Below are 16,211 nucleotides of genomic sequence, written 5' to 3' on the forward strand. Positions count from 1 at the left end.
TGGCGTCACGGGGTCGACAGAAAGCGGAAATGATCCTTGCCCGCGACAACCGGATTACGGAGTTCGCCGACCTCGTCGATCGACACGGTGATCAGGTCGCCCACATGCAACAGGAAGTCGAGCTCGGGCACGATGCCGGTCCCCGTGGAGAGAACGGCCCCGTGGGGATGGTTCTCGGAGTGGAAGAGATAGGCGGTCAGCTCGGTGAGCGGGCGCCGGATCTGCCTTGTGGAGGTCGTGCCGTCCCAGATGACAGCGCCCTCGCGAGTGACCGTCAGGCGGATGGCGAGGTCGGAGGGGTCGACCTCCCACGCGGGTCTGATGCCGGAGGACAGGGCGCATGCTCCGGCGTACATCTTGGCCTGCGGTAGGTAGAGCGGGTTTTCGCCCTCCACCGATCGCGAGCTCATGTCGTTGCAGACGAGGTAGCCGACGATCTCCTCGAAGCGGTTCACCACGAGAGCCAGCTCGGGCTCGGGAACGTTGAGCTCGGAGTCGGAGCGGATGCCGACGGGTTCGCCGTCGACGACCACGCGCCAGGCGGGCGACTTGAAGAACAGTTCGGGACGCTCGGCGTCATAGACCAGCTCGTAGACCGATTTGAGGTCGCTTTCCTCCACCCGCGCGTCCCGGGAGCGCAGGTAGGTCACGCCCGCGGCCCACACCTCCGTGGCGCCGTCCACGGGGGCGAGCAGACGTACCTCGCCGAGCACGCGGTCGGGGACGGCGTCGGCGCACATCCGCTCGATGTCCTCGATCCGGTGGTTCAGAAGCTCGAACATGCCGGCGACCGGGAGGGTGGACAGCACGCCCTCATCGATTACGGCGATGCGTGGGCGGGGGTCGCTGTCACTCCTGTATCGAACGATGTGCATTCGGGTCTTTCCCTTCTGCCGTGAATGGCTGACGTCAGGGCCGGCGGATGGCGGAATCCGCGGTTCGAGATCTGGACAAAACGCACAAGATCGGTAACGGTGGCATTGTAAACGTTATCGATTACGTTTGCGAGGGAATGGGATCGAGCAGTGATTGGAGTGACCGGGTGACCACTGTGAGGCGGGAATCGGGAGCGGCGTACACCGATCCGGGCGTGCCGGTGGGCGAGCGCGTGGCGGATCTGATGGGCCGGATGACCCGGGCGGAGAAGCTCGCGCAACTGGGGAGCGTCTGGGCGTTCTCCCTGATCGAGGCGGGCCGATACTCACCGGAGCGGGCGCGTGCGGTCCTCCGGCACGGGCTGGGGCACGTGACCCGGGTCGCGGGAGCCACCAATCTCAAGGCGGCGCAGGTCGCGCGGGTCGCCAACGAGATCCAGCGATTTCTGGCGACGGAGACCCGGCTGGGGATCCCGGCGATCGTGCACGAGGAGGTGTGCTCCGGATTGATGGCGCGGGAGGCGACCGTCTTCCCCCAGGCGATCGGTGTCGCGAGCACCTGGGAACCGGAGCTCAACCGGCGGCTGGCGGACGCCGTCCGCGCGCAGATGCGCGCGACGGGAAGCCACCAGGGGCTCTCACCGGTGCTGGACGTGGTGCGGGACCCGCGGTGGGGCCGGACCGAGGAGACCTACGGGGAGGATCCATACCTGGTGGCCCGCATGGGCGTGGCCTTCATCCGGGGCCTCCAGGGCGCCTCGCTGACGGAGGGCGTCATCGCGACGGCCAAGCACTTCGTCGGTTACGGGGCGTCCGAGGGCGGGTTGAACTGGGCGCCGGCGCACCTGCCGCCTCGTCTGCTGCGGGAGGTGTATCTGTACCCGTTCGAGGCGGCGGTCCGTGAGGCGGGCCTCCAGTCGGTGATGGCCGGTTACCACGAGCTGGACGGCATTCCCTGCCACGCCAACCGTGAGCTCCTCGGCGACGTCCTCCGCGAGGAGTGGGGCTTCGAGGGGACCGTCGTGTCGGACTACTTCGCCGTGGACGATCTCCACTCGTATCACCACTTCGCCGGGGACAAGCCGCAGGCGGCGGCTCTGGCGCTCACCGCGGGCACCGACGTCGAGCTTCCGGCGACGGACGCGTACGCGGGCGCGCTGGCACAGGCCCTGGACGCCGGCGAGGTCGGCGAAGCGGAACTGGACGAGGCGGTCGCACGGGTTCTGCGGCACAAGTTCGAGCTGGGCCTGTTCGAGAACCCCTACGTCGACGAGGCCGCGGTCGGGGTGGCGGTGAACGCCGAGGGGCACCGCGAGGTGGCGCTCGAGATCGCTCGCCACAGCCTCGTCCTGCTCAAGAACGACGGCATGCTGCCGTTGCGGCCGGACGCGGGAACGGTGGCGCTCATCGGGCCGAACGCCGACGACGCCCGCCACCTGCTCGGCGACTACTCCTTCGCGGCGCATGTCGAGTCGTTGATGCAGGCGCGCGAGCGGCAGGGCCTGCTCGGCCAGATGATGACGATCCCGGACGACCTCGAGATCGAGGAGAGCACGGACGGGATGCCGACGGTGCGCGACGAGCTCGCGGCCCGCCTGGGCGACCGGCTGCGCTACGCGCGTGGGTGCGATGTGATCGACACGTCGAGGGACGGTTTCGACGAGGCGGTCGCGGCGGCCGCGGCGGCCGACGTCGCGGTGCTGGTCCTGGGAGATCGTTCGGGGTTGACCACCAGGGCGACCACGGGGGAGTCGCGTGATCGGTCCAGCTTGGAACTGCCCGGTGTCCAGGAGGATCTGGTTCGCGCCGTCGTCGCCACCGGCACCCCGGTGGTGGCGGTGCTCGTCGCCGGCCGGCCCGTCGGCGGCGACTTCCTGCACGACAGTTGCGCCGCGGTGCTGATGGCCTGGTTGCCGGGGCAGACCGGGGCGAGGGCGATCGCCGAGGTTCTGCTCGGCGAGGTGAACCCCAGCGGGAAGCTGCCCATCTCCTATCCGCGCACCGTGGGCCAGATACCCGTCTTCTACGGGCACAAGGTGTCCGGGGGGCGCTCGCACTGGCACGGTGACTACGTCGACTCGCCCGTCAGCCCGCGCTACCGCTTCGGTCACGGACTCGGATACGCCCCGTTCGTCATCGAACGGGCCACGCTGGACCGCACCGAGGTGATCGCCGGGGACGGCGTCGCGGTGGAGGTCGCGGTGGCCAACACCGGCGACCGGGCCGGCGAGGAGGTCGTCCAGCTCTACATACGGGACCCGCAGGCGACGGTCACCCGGCCGGTGCTCGAACTGAAGAGCTTCGCCCGCGTGTCCGCCGGCGCCGGGGAGCGAACGGTCATCCGCTTCCACCTGCCCACGGGCCAGCTCGGCTTCTACGACCGGAACATGAACTATGCGGTAGAAACCGGCAATATCGAGGTGTATGTCGGATTCTCCGCTGACGCCCACACCCACGCGGGCACGTTCACCATCACGGGCGACGCGGACCGGTCGGAGGTCCGCAAGGCCTACACGGGCGCGGTCACGTCACCGGCCGAGTGAGACGACGGCGTGAGGCGAGACGGGCAGCCGCGGCTCCGCGGCTGCCCCACTGTCATGCCTATTTGGGGCACGCCCTAAAGGGAGTACGGTCGTCGTAACGAGAAGCCGAAAGGCCTTGTGTTTGCTATCGGTGTCGCTTACGTTAAAGGCCGGAAACGTAACCGATAACGATTGCAATGCGGAGAGAGCGGCATGGTCGAGGGCGGTGCGCCGGTGACGATGAGTGATGTCGCGCGCCTGGCGGGCGTCTCCACTGCGACCGTGTCGCGGGTGGTCAACGGACGTTACGGCGTCAGCGCCAGCACCACCGCGCAGGTCCGTTCGGCCATCGAGCGACTGGGCTACGAGTCGAGCCTCGTGGCGGCGAGCCTGCGGCGCACCCGCACCAACGTTCTGGGATTGGTGACCCACAGCTTCCAGTCCTACACGGCTGAGGTGCTCAAGGGCGTGATGGACGCGCTGACCCAGTCGGGCTTCGACCTGATCGTCTATGCCAACAGCGATCTCTACGGCACCTACTCGGAGGGCTGGGAGCGGCGGCATCTGAGTCGCCTGTCGGGCACCCTCACGGATGGCTGCATCGTGGTCACGCCCTGGGGCGAGGTGCGGAGCAGCACTCCCGTCGTGGTCATCGATCCGGTGAGGGACTCGGCCGTGCCGTCGGTGACGGCGGACAACCTCACGGGCGCCACCACGGTGGTCGAGCACCTGCTTGGCCTGGGCCATCGGCGTATCGGGTTCATCGCGGGCCGTTCCAGCCTGGCGGCGGCGTGGTCGCGTGAGGAGGGCTACCGCAAGGCGCTTGCCGAGGCCGGCGTTCCGGTCGATCCGGCGTTGATCGGAAGAGGCGACTTCAACCCCGAGTCCGCGGTCCCGCTGGCGCGCGCCTTGCTGGAAAGGCCGGACCGGCCGACGGCGATCTTCGCGGCCAGCGACGGGATGGCGCTGAAGGTTCTGGAGGTCGCGAAGGAGATGGGGCTCGACGTTCCCGGCGACCTGTCGGTGGTCGGATTCGACAACATCCCGGAGTCGGCGTTGGCGGAGCCGAGGCTGACCACTGTGGACCAGTCGATGTACCGGCTCGGACACGAGGCGGCGCACATGCTCAAGTCGCTGGTGACCGGTGATTGGGAGGGCCGTCGTCAGATAATGCTCCCGACCCGCCTGCTGGTCCGCGACTCCACCGCGCCGGTGAGCGTCACGACGAGATCATGACGACGGGATCGTGACGACAAGATCATGACGGCGAGAGCATGACACAGACCCTCATCTGCGACGCCAGTTGCAGCTGACGTGGCAGATGAAAAGGCACCCCCATGAACGGAGGTAGAGAAACACACACCACTACTTAAACCACTGCACATCCACAAGACGATTCAGACTGGCTAGCGGACCCCATCCGCTGCCAGTCATCTTAGGAGTGCTCAGTATGAGTTTATCGTATCACGGCAGCGTGCGCCCCATGGGCGTGCGCCGGCTCTCGGCGGTTGTCGTCGCCGGGGCCATGGCGATCGCGGCGGTGTCGCTCGCACCGCGTCCGGCGGCGGCGGACACCCCGTGGCTGGACGTCTCCGAGGACGGCTACGCGTCGTTCAGCGTGCCGGCGGCCTACGTTCAGGCCAACGCGGGCCAGGTGTCGCAGGTGGTCATCGAGGGGAACTTCGGTCCCTCCTTCGGTTGGGCGGAGTTCGGGTTGACCCGCCGGGGCGACGTCTGGTCCGGAGTCCTCGGCCCGCTCAAACCGGGGCTGTACTCCTACCAGGTCACGGGCGACGACACCAAGAGTCTCAAGGATCCGACGAATGCCGCCGGCGTGGCGTCCACGCCCCTGCGGAGCACATTCCTCGTCGCGGGCGATTCGGCGCGTCTGCTGGCGGACGCGCCGGAGGGACAGGGCGGCAAGGTCGAGACCCTGACCTATGAGGTGAAGAAGCAGGAGCGGTCGGCGCTGGTGTGGACGCCGCCGGGCTACCAGGCCAAGGCTCCCGGTCCCAAGGGTCCGGGTCCCCAGGGCCCGGGTTCCGAGGGCCCGGGGCCGAAGGGTTATCCGGTGCTGTTCCTGCAGTCCGGCGACGACAGGAGCGCCACCGACTGGCTCGACCTCGGTCGTGCCAAGCAGATCCTCGACAACCTGTCGATCCAGGGCTCCGTGGAGCCGATGGTGGTCGTGATCAGCGATGGTGACGGGCCGGCCGGCGACAAGGATCTGAAGGACCTGCGCAAGGCGGTCGGGGACACCTACAACGTCCTGCGCGATCCGGCGCACCAGGCGATCGCCGGGGTGTCCGAGGGCGGGTCGCAGGCGCTGCGTGCCGCGCTGACCACGCCGGGGCAGTTCGCCTACGCCGGCTCGTTCTCCGGGCTTCTGGAGGAGAGCGCCGGCCGGGTGGACGCGAAGGCGATCAACCGCGATCTCAAGCTGGTGCGTCTGTACACCGGGAACGTGACCGACCCGGCGTACAACGCGACCAACCGCCTGACCAAGGCGCTCAAGCAGGCCGGTATCAGGTACGAGTTCGACGGGGTCAACCCCGACGGCGGGGCGAACTGGAACGCCTGGCAGGAGAACCTGATCGATTTCGTGCCGCGGCTGTTCCGCAACGTGTCGGATCACGGTCCGAGTGCCGGTCACGGGCCGCTGAAGGGCGAGTTCACCCCGCCGCCGGCGGGCACGACTCCGACGCCGTTCGTGTCCGAGGGCGGCTTCGTCACCTTCGAGACCACGACCGACTTCAAGGACGCCAAGCACGTCACCGTGTGGGCCAACGTGGCTCCCGGCGGAAGCTGGCTGCGCCTTCCGATGTCCCGTGACGGCGACCGGTGGCGGGTGACCGTGGGTCCGCTGGACCCGTGGTTCTACTACTACCGGGTGATCGTCGATCGGGTCGCGGTCAAGGATGCCTCGAACCCGACGAAGGTGACCTCCGAGCCGACCTGGAGCACCTTCCTCGTCCCCGGTGAGAGGTCGCGTCTGCTCTCGGACGTTCCCGAGGGCAAGGGCGGAAAGGTCGAGAGCCTGACCTACCACAGCGATGTGGCCAACCAGGACCGGACCGCGCTGGTGTGGACCCCGCCCGGTTACGACCCCGATCGCGCGGAGCCGTATCCCGTCTTCTACCTCCAGCACGGCAGCGGTCAGAGCTACACGGACTGGGTGGAGATGGGCCGTGCCAAGCAGATCCTCGACCACCAGTTCCTCGACGGCGACCTGGTGCCGATGGTGGTCGTGATGGGCAACGGCAACGTGTCCAACTTCAACAAGGAGTTGCTGGACAACATCGTTCCGGCGGCCCGCGCTCACTACAACGTCTCCAGCGACCCGTCGCAGCAGGCCCTCGCGGGTCTTTCGATGGGCGGTGGACAGACGATCGGGGTGCTCAAGGCCTACCCGGGCCGGTTCGCCTACATCGCGGCGTTCTCGGCAGGGTTCGGCGGCGGCACCGGTGTCGACGTGGCGGCGATCAACAGCGGGACCAAGCTGTTCCGTGTGTACGTCGGCGACGTGACCGACTTCGTGTACCCGTCGTTCATGGCGGGACTGACCACGATGAACGACCTCGGAGTCCACTACGAGTTCGACGGGGTCACCCCTGGGCCGCACGGCTGGGACGTGTGGCAGAAGAACCTCATCGACCTGGCGCCGCGCCTGTTCAAGCGCTAGGTAAGCCCGTCGATGCGACACCGCCGGGGCAAGGGCGTTCCTGCCCCGGCGGTGGCCGCACCATATCGGGGCCGGCACGAAGGACAGGGCGCGGATCAGCTCTCCGCGCCCCGTCCCGGCCGAGACATTCGGCCACAGCGGCGGCGCATGACCCTTGTGCGCAGTGATCCCGGAGGGGAAATTATGTCAATGAAGACGAAAAGACTGTTTGCCACCGCAGCCATGCTCGCCGCCGCGGGCGTGCTTGCCGCCTGCTCCCCCGATGCGGGTAGCCAAAGCAACGCGAGTGCGAGCAACGGCGGAAACGACACGACCGGAAACAAGGCGAGCAACTGCACGAACACGATCACCAAGAAGGACCTGCCGGTTGTGACGTTCTGGGGCTGGTACCCCAACATGCAACTCGTCGTCGACAACTTCAACAAGCAGAACAACGAGGTACAGGTCTGCTGGACCAATGTCGGCCAGGGCGGTGACGAGTACGACAAGTTCCAGACCGCGATCTCGGCGGGCACCGGCGCGCCAGACGTCATCATGATCGAGGCGGACCGGATCCCGACCTTCCAGATCCAGAAGGCGCTCGTCGACATCAAGAACTACGGCTTCGACGCGGTGAAGGCGAACTACAGCGACGGCGCGTGGAAGGACGTCTCGATCGGCGGTGCGGTCTACGGCGTGCCGGTCGACGGCGGCCCGATGGCGATGATCTACCGCAAGGACGTCTTCGACAAGTACAAGATCACGCCGCCGAAGACGTGGGCCGAGTACGAGCAGGCGGCGCAGAAGGTGAAGGACGCCGGGGGCCCGCTGTTCGGCGACCTGGGCGCGAACGTGCCGGCCGTCATGATGGCGCTGCAGATCCAGAAGGGCGCCACTCCGTACACCTACGACCCGGCGCAGCCCGAGTCGATCGGCATCGCGCTGAACGACCAGGCGTCCAAGGACGTGCTGGACTACTGGGGGAGCCTCGCCAAGAAGGGCCTGGTCGGGACGCAGGACCAGTTCACGCCGGAGTACATCTCCGGTGTCGTCAACGGTAAGTACGCGACGTACATCTCGGCGGCGTGGGCGCCCGGATACCTCACCGGCGCGGGCGTCGGCAAGGGCAAGGACACCGGCAAGTGGGCGGTGGCGCCGCTCCCGCAGTGGGATGCCGGCAATCCGGTGCAGGTGAACTGGGGCGGGTCGGCCTTCTCGGTGACGAGCCAGGCGAAGAACCCCGAACTGGCGGCGAAGGCGGCGTACGGCCTCTACGCCGACGACGAGTCGCTCAAGGACGGCTGGACCAACCAGATCATCTTCCCGCTGAACCTCAAGGCGCTCAACAGTCCCGAGTTCGTGGACCTGAAGGTGAACTTCTTCGACGGTCAGCAGGCGAACAAGGAGGTCTACGTCCCCGCGGCGAACGCCTACACGGGCATGACCTACAGCCCGTTCGGCCAGTACTACTTCGACTCCATGACGAAGCAGATCAGTGCGGTCATCGACGGCTCCGTCACCGGTGCGCAGGCGGCCGACCGCGTCCAGGAGGACGTGGCGAACTACGCCAAGGAGCAAGGCTTCACCGTCCAGTAGGCATCACGGGTGGGCCACGCCGTCCTCGACCGGCCGGCCCACCCGCCCCTCCCCAGCATCGACCCCTCGGAGCCCACAATGACCCTGCTGATCGAGGAGAGTGCATCGAGCACTCAAGAGAAAGCGCACAAGGCCCGCGGAAAGGTGCGCCTCCGTGAGCACCTGATGGGGTGGCTCTTCGTCGGGCCATTCGGGATCGTCTTCCTGGCGATGCTCATCGCGCCGCTCGGGTACGCGCTGTATCTCAGCCTCTGGCAGAAGAAGCTGATCGGCGGCACCAGTTTCGTCTTCCTCGGCAACTACGTGAAGGCGTTCACCGACCCGACCTTCCTCTCGGGGGTGTGGTTCGTCGTCCGCTTCTCCCTGGTCGCCATCCCGCTGCAGATCCTCATCGCGCTCGCGATGGCCCTCATCGTGGACGCCGTGACCTCGCTGTTCACCCGGTTCTCCCGCCTCATGGTCTTCCTCCCCTATGCCATTCCCACGGTCATCGGGGCGGTCATGTGGGGATTCCTGTACAGCAAGAGCTTCGGGCCGCTCACCGACATCTTCGGACTGTTCGGCGCCCCCGCGCCCGACTTCTTCAGCAAGAACCTGATCTTCTACGGCCTGATCAACGTGGTCACCTGGCAGTGGGCCGGTTACTACATGATCATTCTGTACGCGGCGCTCCAGGGCATCGACCCGTCGCTCTACGAGGCCGCCCGCATGGACGGCGCCGGGAAATGGCAGATCGCGCTTCGGATCAAAATCCCGCTGATCGCCCCCGCGCTGCTCCTGATCCTGGTCTTCTCGCTCATCGGCACCCTGCAGTTCTTCAACGAACCACAGATTCTGCGTTACCTGGCGGCCGGCACGATCGCACCGGGATTCACTCCCAACATGTACGCGTACCAGCAGGCGTTCGGGCTCGCGAACTTCAACTACGGGTCGGCGATCTCCTTCGCCCTCGGCGGGATCGTGTTCGTCTGCGTCTACGCCTTCCTGTTCTTCACCCGTAAGCGGAGGAGCTTCTTCTGATGACCGGCAGCTCCAGCGCCGGCGCACGCCGCCGTCCCCAGCGCCACCTCCCTTTGCAGATCTTCCTCGGCTTCCTGGTCGTGTATTTCCTGGTGCCGTTCTGGTGGGTCATCGTCAACAGCTCCAAGGACGCCCCCGGCCTGTTCGGCGGCAGCAACACCCTGTGGTTCGCCGACCAGGTCGACTACTTCGGCAACATCCAGCGACTGTTCACCTACGACGGCGGCATCTACGGCAGGTGGATCCTCAACTCCACGCTGTACGCGTTCGCGGGCGGGATCGGCGCCACGATCCTGGCCGTGATGGCCGGCTACGGATTCGCCAAATACCGGTTCGCCGGCAGGCGCTTCAGTTTCTCGATCCTGCTCGGCGCGTTGATGGTGCCCGCGACCGCCCTGGTGATCCCCACCTTCATGATGTTCTCCGGGCTCGGCCTGACGAACACGATCTGGGCGGTGATCCTCCCGTCGCTGCTCAACCCGTTCGGCGTCTATCTGATGCACGTGTACGCGCGCGACGCGGTTCCCGACGAGATCCTGGACGCGGCGCGGGTCGACGGCGCGGGTGAACTGCGGACGTTCCTCCAGGTCGCCTTCCCGCTGATGCGGCCGGCGGTGGTCACGGTGCTGCTCCTGTCCGCCGTGGCGTCCTGGAACAACTACTTCCTGCCGCTCGCCATGCTCTCCGACAACCGCCTTTTCCCCGTCACCGTCGGGCTCGGCCTCTGGCAGGGCATCGCCTCGGCGAACAACTCGGGTAGTACCTCCCTCTGGAGCCTCATCATCCTGGGCGCGCTCGTGTCGGTGATCCCGCTCGTCATCGCCTTCTTCACCCTCCAGCGGCACTGGCGCGGCGGACTGTCCGTCGGAGGTCTGAGATAGTCGCGGCCGGTCGTTCAGCAGTCGATAGAAATGACAGGAAGAGGTGTGCCGATGTCGATGAGTGATCGCCCCCTGCGCAGCCAGGAGTGGTTCGGGGCGGAGGGCCGTAACGGGTTCATCCATCGGTCGTGGATGCGCAACCAGGGGTTCGCGGACGACGTCTTCGACGGCCGGCCCGTGATCGGCATCGCCACGACATGGTCGGAGCTGACGCCGTGCAACGCCCACCTGCGCGACCTGGCCGAGTCGGTGAAGCGTGGCGTGTGGGAGAGCGGCGGCCTGCCGCTGGAGTTTCCGGCGATGAGCCTGGGGGAGCCGCTGATGCGGCCGACGACCATGCTCTACCGGAATCTGCTGGCGATGGAGGCGGAGGAACTGATCCGGGCCAACCCGCTCGACGGGGTGGTGCTGCTGTCGGGTTGCGACAAGACCACACCCGGCCTGCTGATGGGCGCGGCCAGCGTCGACCTGCCGAGTCTCATGGTCACCGGTGGTCCGATGCTCAACGGCAAGTTCCGCGGCCGGGACATCGGGTCGGGCACCGACGTGTGGCGTTTCACCGAGGAAATGCGGGCCGGCCGGATGACGGCGGCCGACTGCGCCGAGGCGGAAGTCTGCATGTCCCGCAGCCGGGGGCACTGTATGACCATGGGGACCGCCTCCACGATGGCCTGCGTGGCGGAGGCGCTGGGCGTGCAGCTGCCCGGGGCCGCCGCCATACCGGCCGTCGACTCCCGGCGGTACGCGCTCGCGCAGGCCGCCGGGCGCCGGATCGTGGCCATGGTCGAGGAGGACCAGCGGCTGTCCACCGTGCTCACCCGCGACGCCTTCGAGAACGCCATCCGGGTCAACGCCGCGATCGGCGGCTCCACCAACGCCGTCGTGCACCTGCTCGCCATCGCCGGGCGCCTCGGCGTTCCCCTGTCGCTGGAGGACTTCGACACGCTCACCGCCGAGGTGCCCATGCTGGTCAACCTGATGCCCTCAGGCACGTACCTGATGGAGGACTTCGCGTACGCGGGCGGACTCCCGGCGGTGATGCAGGAGATCGCCTCCCTGCTGCACATGGACCATGTCACCGTCAGCGGAAAGAGCGTGGCCGACAACATCAGCGGCGTCCAGTGCTGGAACCGCGAGGTCATCGGCACCATGGAGAAGCCGTTCCAGGCCGCCGGCTCGGGAACCGTCGTGCTGCGGGGGTCGCTCGCGCCGTCCGGGGCCGTGCTGAAGGTCTCCGCCGCTTCGCCCCATCTGCTCCAGCACACCGGACCGGCGCTCGTGTTCGACCGGATCGAGGACTACGTCGCCGCGGCCGACGACCCGGACATGGACGTCACCGCCGACACGGTCATCGTGGTGCAGAACGCCGGACCACGCGGCTACCCGGGCTTCCCGGAGGTGGGCAACATGCCCATGCCGCGGCGGCTGCTCACCGAGGGGGTTACCGACATGGTCCGGATCTCCGACGCCCGCATGAGCGGCACGGGGTACGGCACCTGCGTCCTGCACGTGGCGCCGGAGGCGTCGGTGGGCGGCCCCCTCGCATTCGTGCGTACCGGCGATCTGGTCCGGGTCGACGTTCCGGCGCGGTCTTTGGACCTGCTGGTCGACGACGCGGAGCTCGAGCGCCGCCGCGCCGCCTGGAAGCCCCCGCAGCCGGCCGCCACCCGGGGCTGGGCACGGCTGTACAGCGAGCACGTCCTGCAGGCCGACGAGGGCGCGGATCTGGACTTCCTCGTCGGCGGCAGCGGCAGCCCCCCGCCCCGCCACTCACACTGACCACTGGGGGAGCTGTCCCGGGTGGTGCGACGGTCACATCGGACCGGTCGTCACCGTCCGGGACACCTCCGTGTGTGCCTGGCGGCGACGACGTTGATCGCGGCCCACTCGGCCGGGTGGGACAGTGAGCACTATGAACACCGTCCTTAATGTCATCTGGCTGATCTTCGCCGGCCTGTGGCTCGCATTAGGTTACGTCGCGGCGGGGATCATCTGCTGCGTCCTCATCGTCACCATCCCGTTCGGTATCGCGTCGTTCCGGATCGCGGGGTACGCGCTGTGGCCGTTCGGCCGTACCGTCGCCGACAAGCCGTCCGCCGGCGTGTGGTCGGTGCTCGGCAACGTCATCTGGCTGCTCGTCGCCGGGATCTGGCTGGCGATCGGGCACGTCGTCACCGCGATCCCGCTGTTCATCTCGATCATTGGCATTCCGCTGGGGATCGCGAACCTCAAAATGATCCCGATCTCGCTGATGCCGCTGGGCAAGGACATCGTTCCCGTCGGCCGGGGATAACTATTTGTGATGACAAGTGGGTCTTCTCGGGGATGAGCGCGTCCCGTGCCCGGAAGGACCGACCTGCCGAAGTTTCTTGTGAAGTACATGGACGCCGCGCCATCGGCGGTCCTCTGCGACGGAGCGGCTGCAGACCCTGCGTGGACGGAGTTCTGTCGGTGCCGTAGGGCATGCTGCCCCTGGTACCCCGACGACGCGAAGGACACCGTTGGCCCGCCTGCTCCGCCACCTCGACGACGAGCTCTACGTGCAATACGGCGCGCTCTGCATCTACGGCACTCCCGACGTCCCAGAATTACGTGACGAGGAGTCAGAGGCTCTCCACTACACCGCCGCCCTCCACCTGCAGGCATGGGACGCCGAACCGCCGGCCCCGGGGACCTCCTGGAGGCTGATCGAGCAGCGAAACTTCACGGCCGAGACGGGGGTGATCCAGATTGGCGTGGTGGAGGACAGCGGCCGTGAATTCCTGATCGGCCCTCCTCTCTTCGAGTACGGCCTGACCGTGCACGTAGACGTCCCGGACGATGGCCGGTGGTTGTTCCGATTCTGGCCGATCCGCGATGTCTTCGACCCGCTCGTCCATATGAAGCCGAGGGAGCCGATCGGATCCACTTCACCGCTGGAACCCCGCCCGGTTCCCGTCCCCGTCACGACAGCCGGACAGTGGGCGGCCATGCGGCCGGACAAGTTCCGACGTTCGGAAGGCGGCGTGCGGTGGGTGGCCATGCCGCCGGGACTTCCCTGGGCGGATCCGGTCGCCGACGCGTTGAACCCCGATAATGCGCCCACCTTCCTGATCCCCTATCAGGAGCAGCATGTGCCTGACCTCCGCACCAAGGAGCCGGGCGGCACCTACCGGATGTGGCGCTGGGAGAGGCAGACCGCGGACGGTAATCCGGAGGACGGCAACCTTCTGACAGGCAGGATCGTGCACGTCCGTGACTCCCTCAGCCGCCGGGTCTTCGCCTCGGGCATCGTGACGATGCTCGGTATGGACGACGGGCGTTGCCTCGTCCGCGACGCCGAACCTCATGAGGCCGCCCGGGTGCTCTGCTCCGAGGAGACCTGGCCGGACTGACCTCACGGGTACGCGCGTCCGCGGCTACTCTCCGCTGAGCCCTTGCAGCAGGCTCAGAAAAAGATCAAGGCCCGAGTCGGGGCCACTTTCCCGACCCGGGCCTTAGCAGTGAAGCGGGTGACGGGAATCGAACCCGCGCTGTCGGTGTCACAGCGTGCTCGTAATGGACTTGACGTCCTCACGTCCACTCCCGCCATGATCATCAGATGTTCGACTTCGGGATCAGTGGATACAGGCCCGCATGGTTGAGCGGGAGTTCGGCGATCGCTGCCGCGCATGGTCGGAGGCTGGCCATGCTGGAGGGGCGGAGGCTGACGCGCGCTCTGCTGGTGTGGGATCCCGACGAGGACGTTTGGTTCTCCGATGGCCTGGTCCTGTTGGACTTCGAGGGCGAGCAGGTCGAGATCGTCCATCAGAAGTTCGATGAGATCTCGATCACGTGGAACATGGTCGATCCGGCTCGGCCGCTGGATTGGGCGGGGGAGGGATTCCGCCTGGCGTGGCGAGGGGGCGTGCCTGACGATCTGGCGCGATTGCAGGGGCAGAGGCTGCAGGCAGTGGAGCTTCTGACGTGGATGGGGGAGGACATGGCCCAAGGAATGGTGGCTGTCGGATTCCTCTTCCCGCACGGCAGAGTGACGATTTACAACGCTCTCGATGAGAACGGCATGGAGTTCAAAGACCCTGATCGGCGGTATGCGCGCCAGAGGCTCAGCGCGTAGTGCTCGTGATCCACCGGCGGGTTCCTTTAGACAAGGCGGTGCCAGTGCTCGGTCTTGCGGCCCGAGCCGCCGGTGGCCGGGACCGGCCCCAGACCGCATGCCCGGCCGTCGAGCGGGCGAGTGCTGCGAGGCGGCGCGGAGCGCGGTGACGGGAATCAATCCGCGCTGTCAGCCTGGCGATCGGTTGGGGAACTGCCCCTTGTGATCGGAAACGAGGATTTGGCTCAGCGGTGGCCGAGTGACCGTGAGTTCTCGTGAAACACCGCTGATTACCGTTCGTTCTGGCACGCGTCAGGCACGTGTTTCAGCATCATCCACCGTGCACTTCTTCGGATGACCGCCGCTGAATATTCGGTGGCGTCCGGAGGCCGAGTGCTACACGATGTGGTCCTTCGCGAGCGCATCGACGGCCGCGTCGGCCAGTAAGCGCCGCCGGACAGAACCATGGCCGAAGGCTGGTTGTCCGTGACGAGCAAAGGGCCGTGGAAACGGTCGAGGCCCGAGTTGCGCGTACTTGCGTCGGTCAGGAGAAGTGGACTTCAGGGGCCGGCCAGGTCCCGTCTTCGGTGAACTGCGATCCCCAGTAAAACGGGTTCACCTCGCGAAGAGTGCGAGCCCTCCATCCCGTCGCGCTGGAGTCGTCGGGCACGCCGACCTGGACGTCAGGTCCCCACAGGGCCAGGCGCTCCTGGCAGATGCCACACGGAGGCAGGACGAGGACGCGTTCACGTTCGGGGTCCCGATATACGCACACGGAGGCGGTGATCTTCTTATCGAGTGTGTAGGCCTGGCAGATGGCGCCGGTCTCGTGGCATAGGGACACTCCGCCGTTGAGGTTGTCCAGGCCGACGCTGGTGAGGATCTGCCCGTCGTTCAAGTAAAGGGCCGCGGCACCGCCCTGCTCACCAGGGGGCCATCGCCGATCCATCTGTGCGATGGCCGCGTCGACAAGGTTTTGATCAAGCTGCATGTCGGCATCCTGACATATCAAGACGTCGCAGCCTCGCCGACCACCCGGTAGACCGCCCGGGCTCCTACCGCGGTCCACCCGATCTTTGGTCGGGATAGGGAGTGTGAGTTGCGGACTCAGCCCTGGGCGCCAGCCACCCCGTATGCCGTCGCCCGCCCGAAAAGGGAGCGGACCCGGCGGCCTTGGTCTGCTCGGCTTGTCCCGGGTCGATGGCTGGGGCCGGACGGGCAGCGGCGTACGGGCAGCGGCGTACGGGCTGCTGCGGGCGGTGCTGATGACGGCGGTCGAAGAGGACCACATATTCCGCGCAACCCATGCCGGATCCGCAGGGCCGGCGACGAGCACGTGTAGGAATGGCCGGTCCTCACCGTGGCTCTGATCTTCGAGCCGGCCGACCTCGTGGGCCGTCGTCGTGTCGGCAAGGTCCGCACGCTCAAGAACGGGGCGTACCGGCTCCGTTTCCAGCGGCACGGGGAGACGCGTACGCACTTCGAGGTCTTCCGGACTCGGGCGGCCTTCGGCGAGCGCTCCACGGGTGAACTGGTCATCGGGCTGTTCCGGCTTTCGGCGACTGCCCCATGAGCGAGATC

Annotated in this window: 13 protein-coding genes; 11 read left to right on the forward strand and 2 right to left on the reverse strand. The window is 67.1% G+C overall.

Annotation, left to right across the window (positions count from 1 at the left end):
• Positions 1-5: 5 nt before the first annotated feature.
• Entirely contained in the window at positions 6-809 is an 804-nt protein-coding gene (locus FLX07_RS26180; RefSeq protein WP_229689512.1) for a fumarylacetoacetate hydrolase family protein, read from the reverse strand.
• Between the two features lie 233 nt (positions 810-1,042).
• On the opposite strand from FLX07_RS26180, the gene FLX07_RS26185 reads away from it, so the two are divergent.
• The 10 genes from FLX07_RS26185 (at position 1,043) to FLX07_RS26230 (ending at position 14,651) form a co-directional block, all read left to right on the forward strand.
• Complete coding sequence (locus FLX07_RS26185) at positions 1,043-3,418, forward strand: glycoside hydrolase family 3 N-terminal domain-containing protein (protein WP_208762398.1); 2,376 nt, start codon at positions 1,043-1,045, stop codon at positions 3,416-3,418.
• A gap of 219 nt (positions 3,419-3,637) precedes the next feature.
• Positions 3,638-4,633: a LacI family DNA-binding transcriptional regulator gene (locus tag FLX07_RS26190; protein ID WP_208762399.1), complete on the forward strand. Its 996-nt coding sequence runs from the start codon at positions 3,638-3,640 to the stop codon at positions 4,631-4,633.
• 214 nt (positions 4,634-4,847) lie between these two features.
• Positions 4,848-7,079: an alpha/beta hydrolase gene (locus FLX07_RS26195; protein ID WP_142574341.1), complete on the forward strand. Its 2,232-nt coding sequence runs from the start codon at positions 4,848-4,850 to the stop codon at positions 7,077-7,079.
• Positions 7,080-7,268: 189 nt separating this feature from the next.
• On the forward strand, positions 7,269-8,654 hold the full coding sequence (locus FLX07_RS26200; protein ID WP_142574342.1) for an ABC transporter substrate-binding protein: 1,386 nt from the start codon (positions 7,269-7,271) through the stop codon (positions 8,652-8,654).
• A gap of 78 nt (positions 8,655-8,732) precedes the next feature.
• Positions 8,733-9,674, forward strand: a complete 942-nt coding sequence (locus tag FLX07_RS26205; protein ID WP_142574343.1) for a carbohydrate ABC transporter permease — start codon at positions 8,733-8,735, stop codon at positions 9,672-9,674.
• Positions 9,674-10,555: a carbohydrate ABC transporter permease gene (locus tag FLX07_RS26210; RefSeq protein WP_142574344.1), complete on the forward strand. Its 882-nt coding sequence runs from the start codon at positions 9,674-9,676 to the stop codon at positions 10,553-10,555. The genes FLX07_RS26205 and FLX07_RS26210 overlap by 1 nt, the downstream gene beginning before the upstream one ends.
• 57 nt (positions 10,556-10,612) lie before the next feature.
• Entirely contained in the window at positions 10,613-12,334 is a 1,722-nt protein-coding gene (locus FLX07_RS26215; RefSeq protein WP_142574345.1) for an IlvD/Edd family dehydratase, read from the forward strand.
• 133 nt (positions 12,335-12,467) lie between these two features.
• On the forward strand, positions 12,468-12,848 hold the full coding sequence (locus FLX07_RS26220) for a YccF domain-containing protein (protein ID WP_142574346.1): 381 nt from the start codon (positions 12,468-12,470) through the stop codon (positions 12,846-12,848).
• A gap of 208 nt (positions 12,849-13,056) precedes the next feature.
• Positions 13,057-13,929: a hypothetical protein gene (locus FLX07_RS26225; RefSeq protein ID WP_142574347.1), complete on the forward strand. Its 873-nt coding sequence runs from the start codon at positions 13,057-13,059 to the stop codon at positions 13,927-13,929.
• Positions 13,930-14,135: 206 nt separating this feature from the next.
• Entirely contained in the window at positions 14,136-14,651 is a 516-nt protein-coding gene (locus tag FLX07_RS26230) for a hypothetical protein (RefSeq protein WP_142574348.1), read from the forward strand.
• A 523-nt stretch (positions 14,652-15,174) separates the two neighbouring features.
• Here FLX07_RS26230 and FLX07_RS26235 read toward each other — a convergent pair.
• Positions 15,175-15,621 carry a cytidine deaminase gene (locus FLX07_RS26235; protein WP_142574349.1) on the reverse strand — a complete coding sequence of 149 codons (447 nt, stop codon included), beginning with the start codon at positions 15,619-15,621 and terminating at the stop codon, positions 15,175-15,177.
• 369 nt (positions 15,622-15,990) lie between these two features.
• Here FLX07_RS26235 and FLX07_RS26240 point away from each other — a divergent pair, with 369 nt between their 5' ends.
• Positions 15,991-16,203: a hypothetical protein gene (locus FLX07_RS26240; protein WP_142574350.1), complete on the forward strand. Its 213-nt coding sequence runs from the start codon at positions 15,991-15,993 to the stop codon at positions 16,201-16,203.
• The last annotated feature ends 8 nt before the right edge of the window (positions 16,204-16,211 follow it).

Origin of the sequence: Microbispora bryophytorum (assembly GCF_006874465.1) — a bacterium.
Taxonomy (GTDB): domain Bacteria; phylum Actinomycetota; class Actinomycetes; order Streptosporangiales; family Streptosporangiaceae; genus Microbispora; species Microbispora bryophytorum.

What these genes read in the sequence shown, in the direction of transcription:
- FLX07_RS26190 (WP_208762399.1), top strand. Translation starts at nt 3,638, where the DNA reads ATGAGTGATGTCGCGCGCCTGGCGGGCGTCTCCACTGCGACCGTGTCG.
- FLX07_RS26195 (WP_142574341.1), top strand. Translation starts at nt 4,848, where the DNA reads ATGAGTTTATCGTATCACGGCAGCGTGCGCCCCATGGGCGTGCGCCGG.
- FLX07_RS26200 (WP_142574342.1), top strand. Translation starts at nt 7,269, where the DNA reads ATGAAGACGAAAAGACTGTTTGCCACCGCAGCCATGCTCGCCGCCGCG.
- FLX07_RS26205 (WP_142574343.1), top strand. Translation starts at nt 8,733, where the DNA reads ATGACCCTGCTGATCGAGGAGAGTGCATCGAGCACTCAAGAGAAAGCG.
- FLX07_RS26210 (WP_142574344.1), top strand. Translation starts at nt 9,674, where the DNA reads ATGACCGGCAGCTCCAGCGCCGGCGCACGCCGCCGTCCCCAGCGCCAC.
- FLX07_RS26215 (WP_142574345.1), top strand. Translation starts at nt 10,613, where the DNA reads ATGAGTGATCGCCCCCTGCGCAGCCAGGAGTGGTTCGGGGCGGAGGGC.
- FLX07_RS26220 (WP_142574346.1), top strand. Translation starts at nt 12,468, where the DNA reads ATGAACACCGTCCTTAATGTCATCTGGCTGATCTTCGCCGGCCTGTGG.
- FLX07_RS26230 (WP_142574348.1), top strand. Translation starts at nt 14,136, where the DNA reads ATGTTCGACTTCGGGATCAGTGGATACAGGCCCGCATGGTTGAGCGGG.
- FLX07_RS26235 (WP_142574349.1), bottom strand. Translation starts at nt 15,621, where the DNA reads ATGCAGCTTGATCAAAACCTTGTCGACGCGGCCATCGCACAGATGGAT.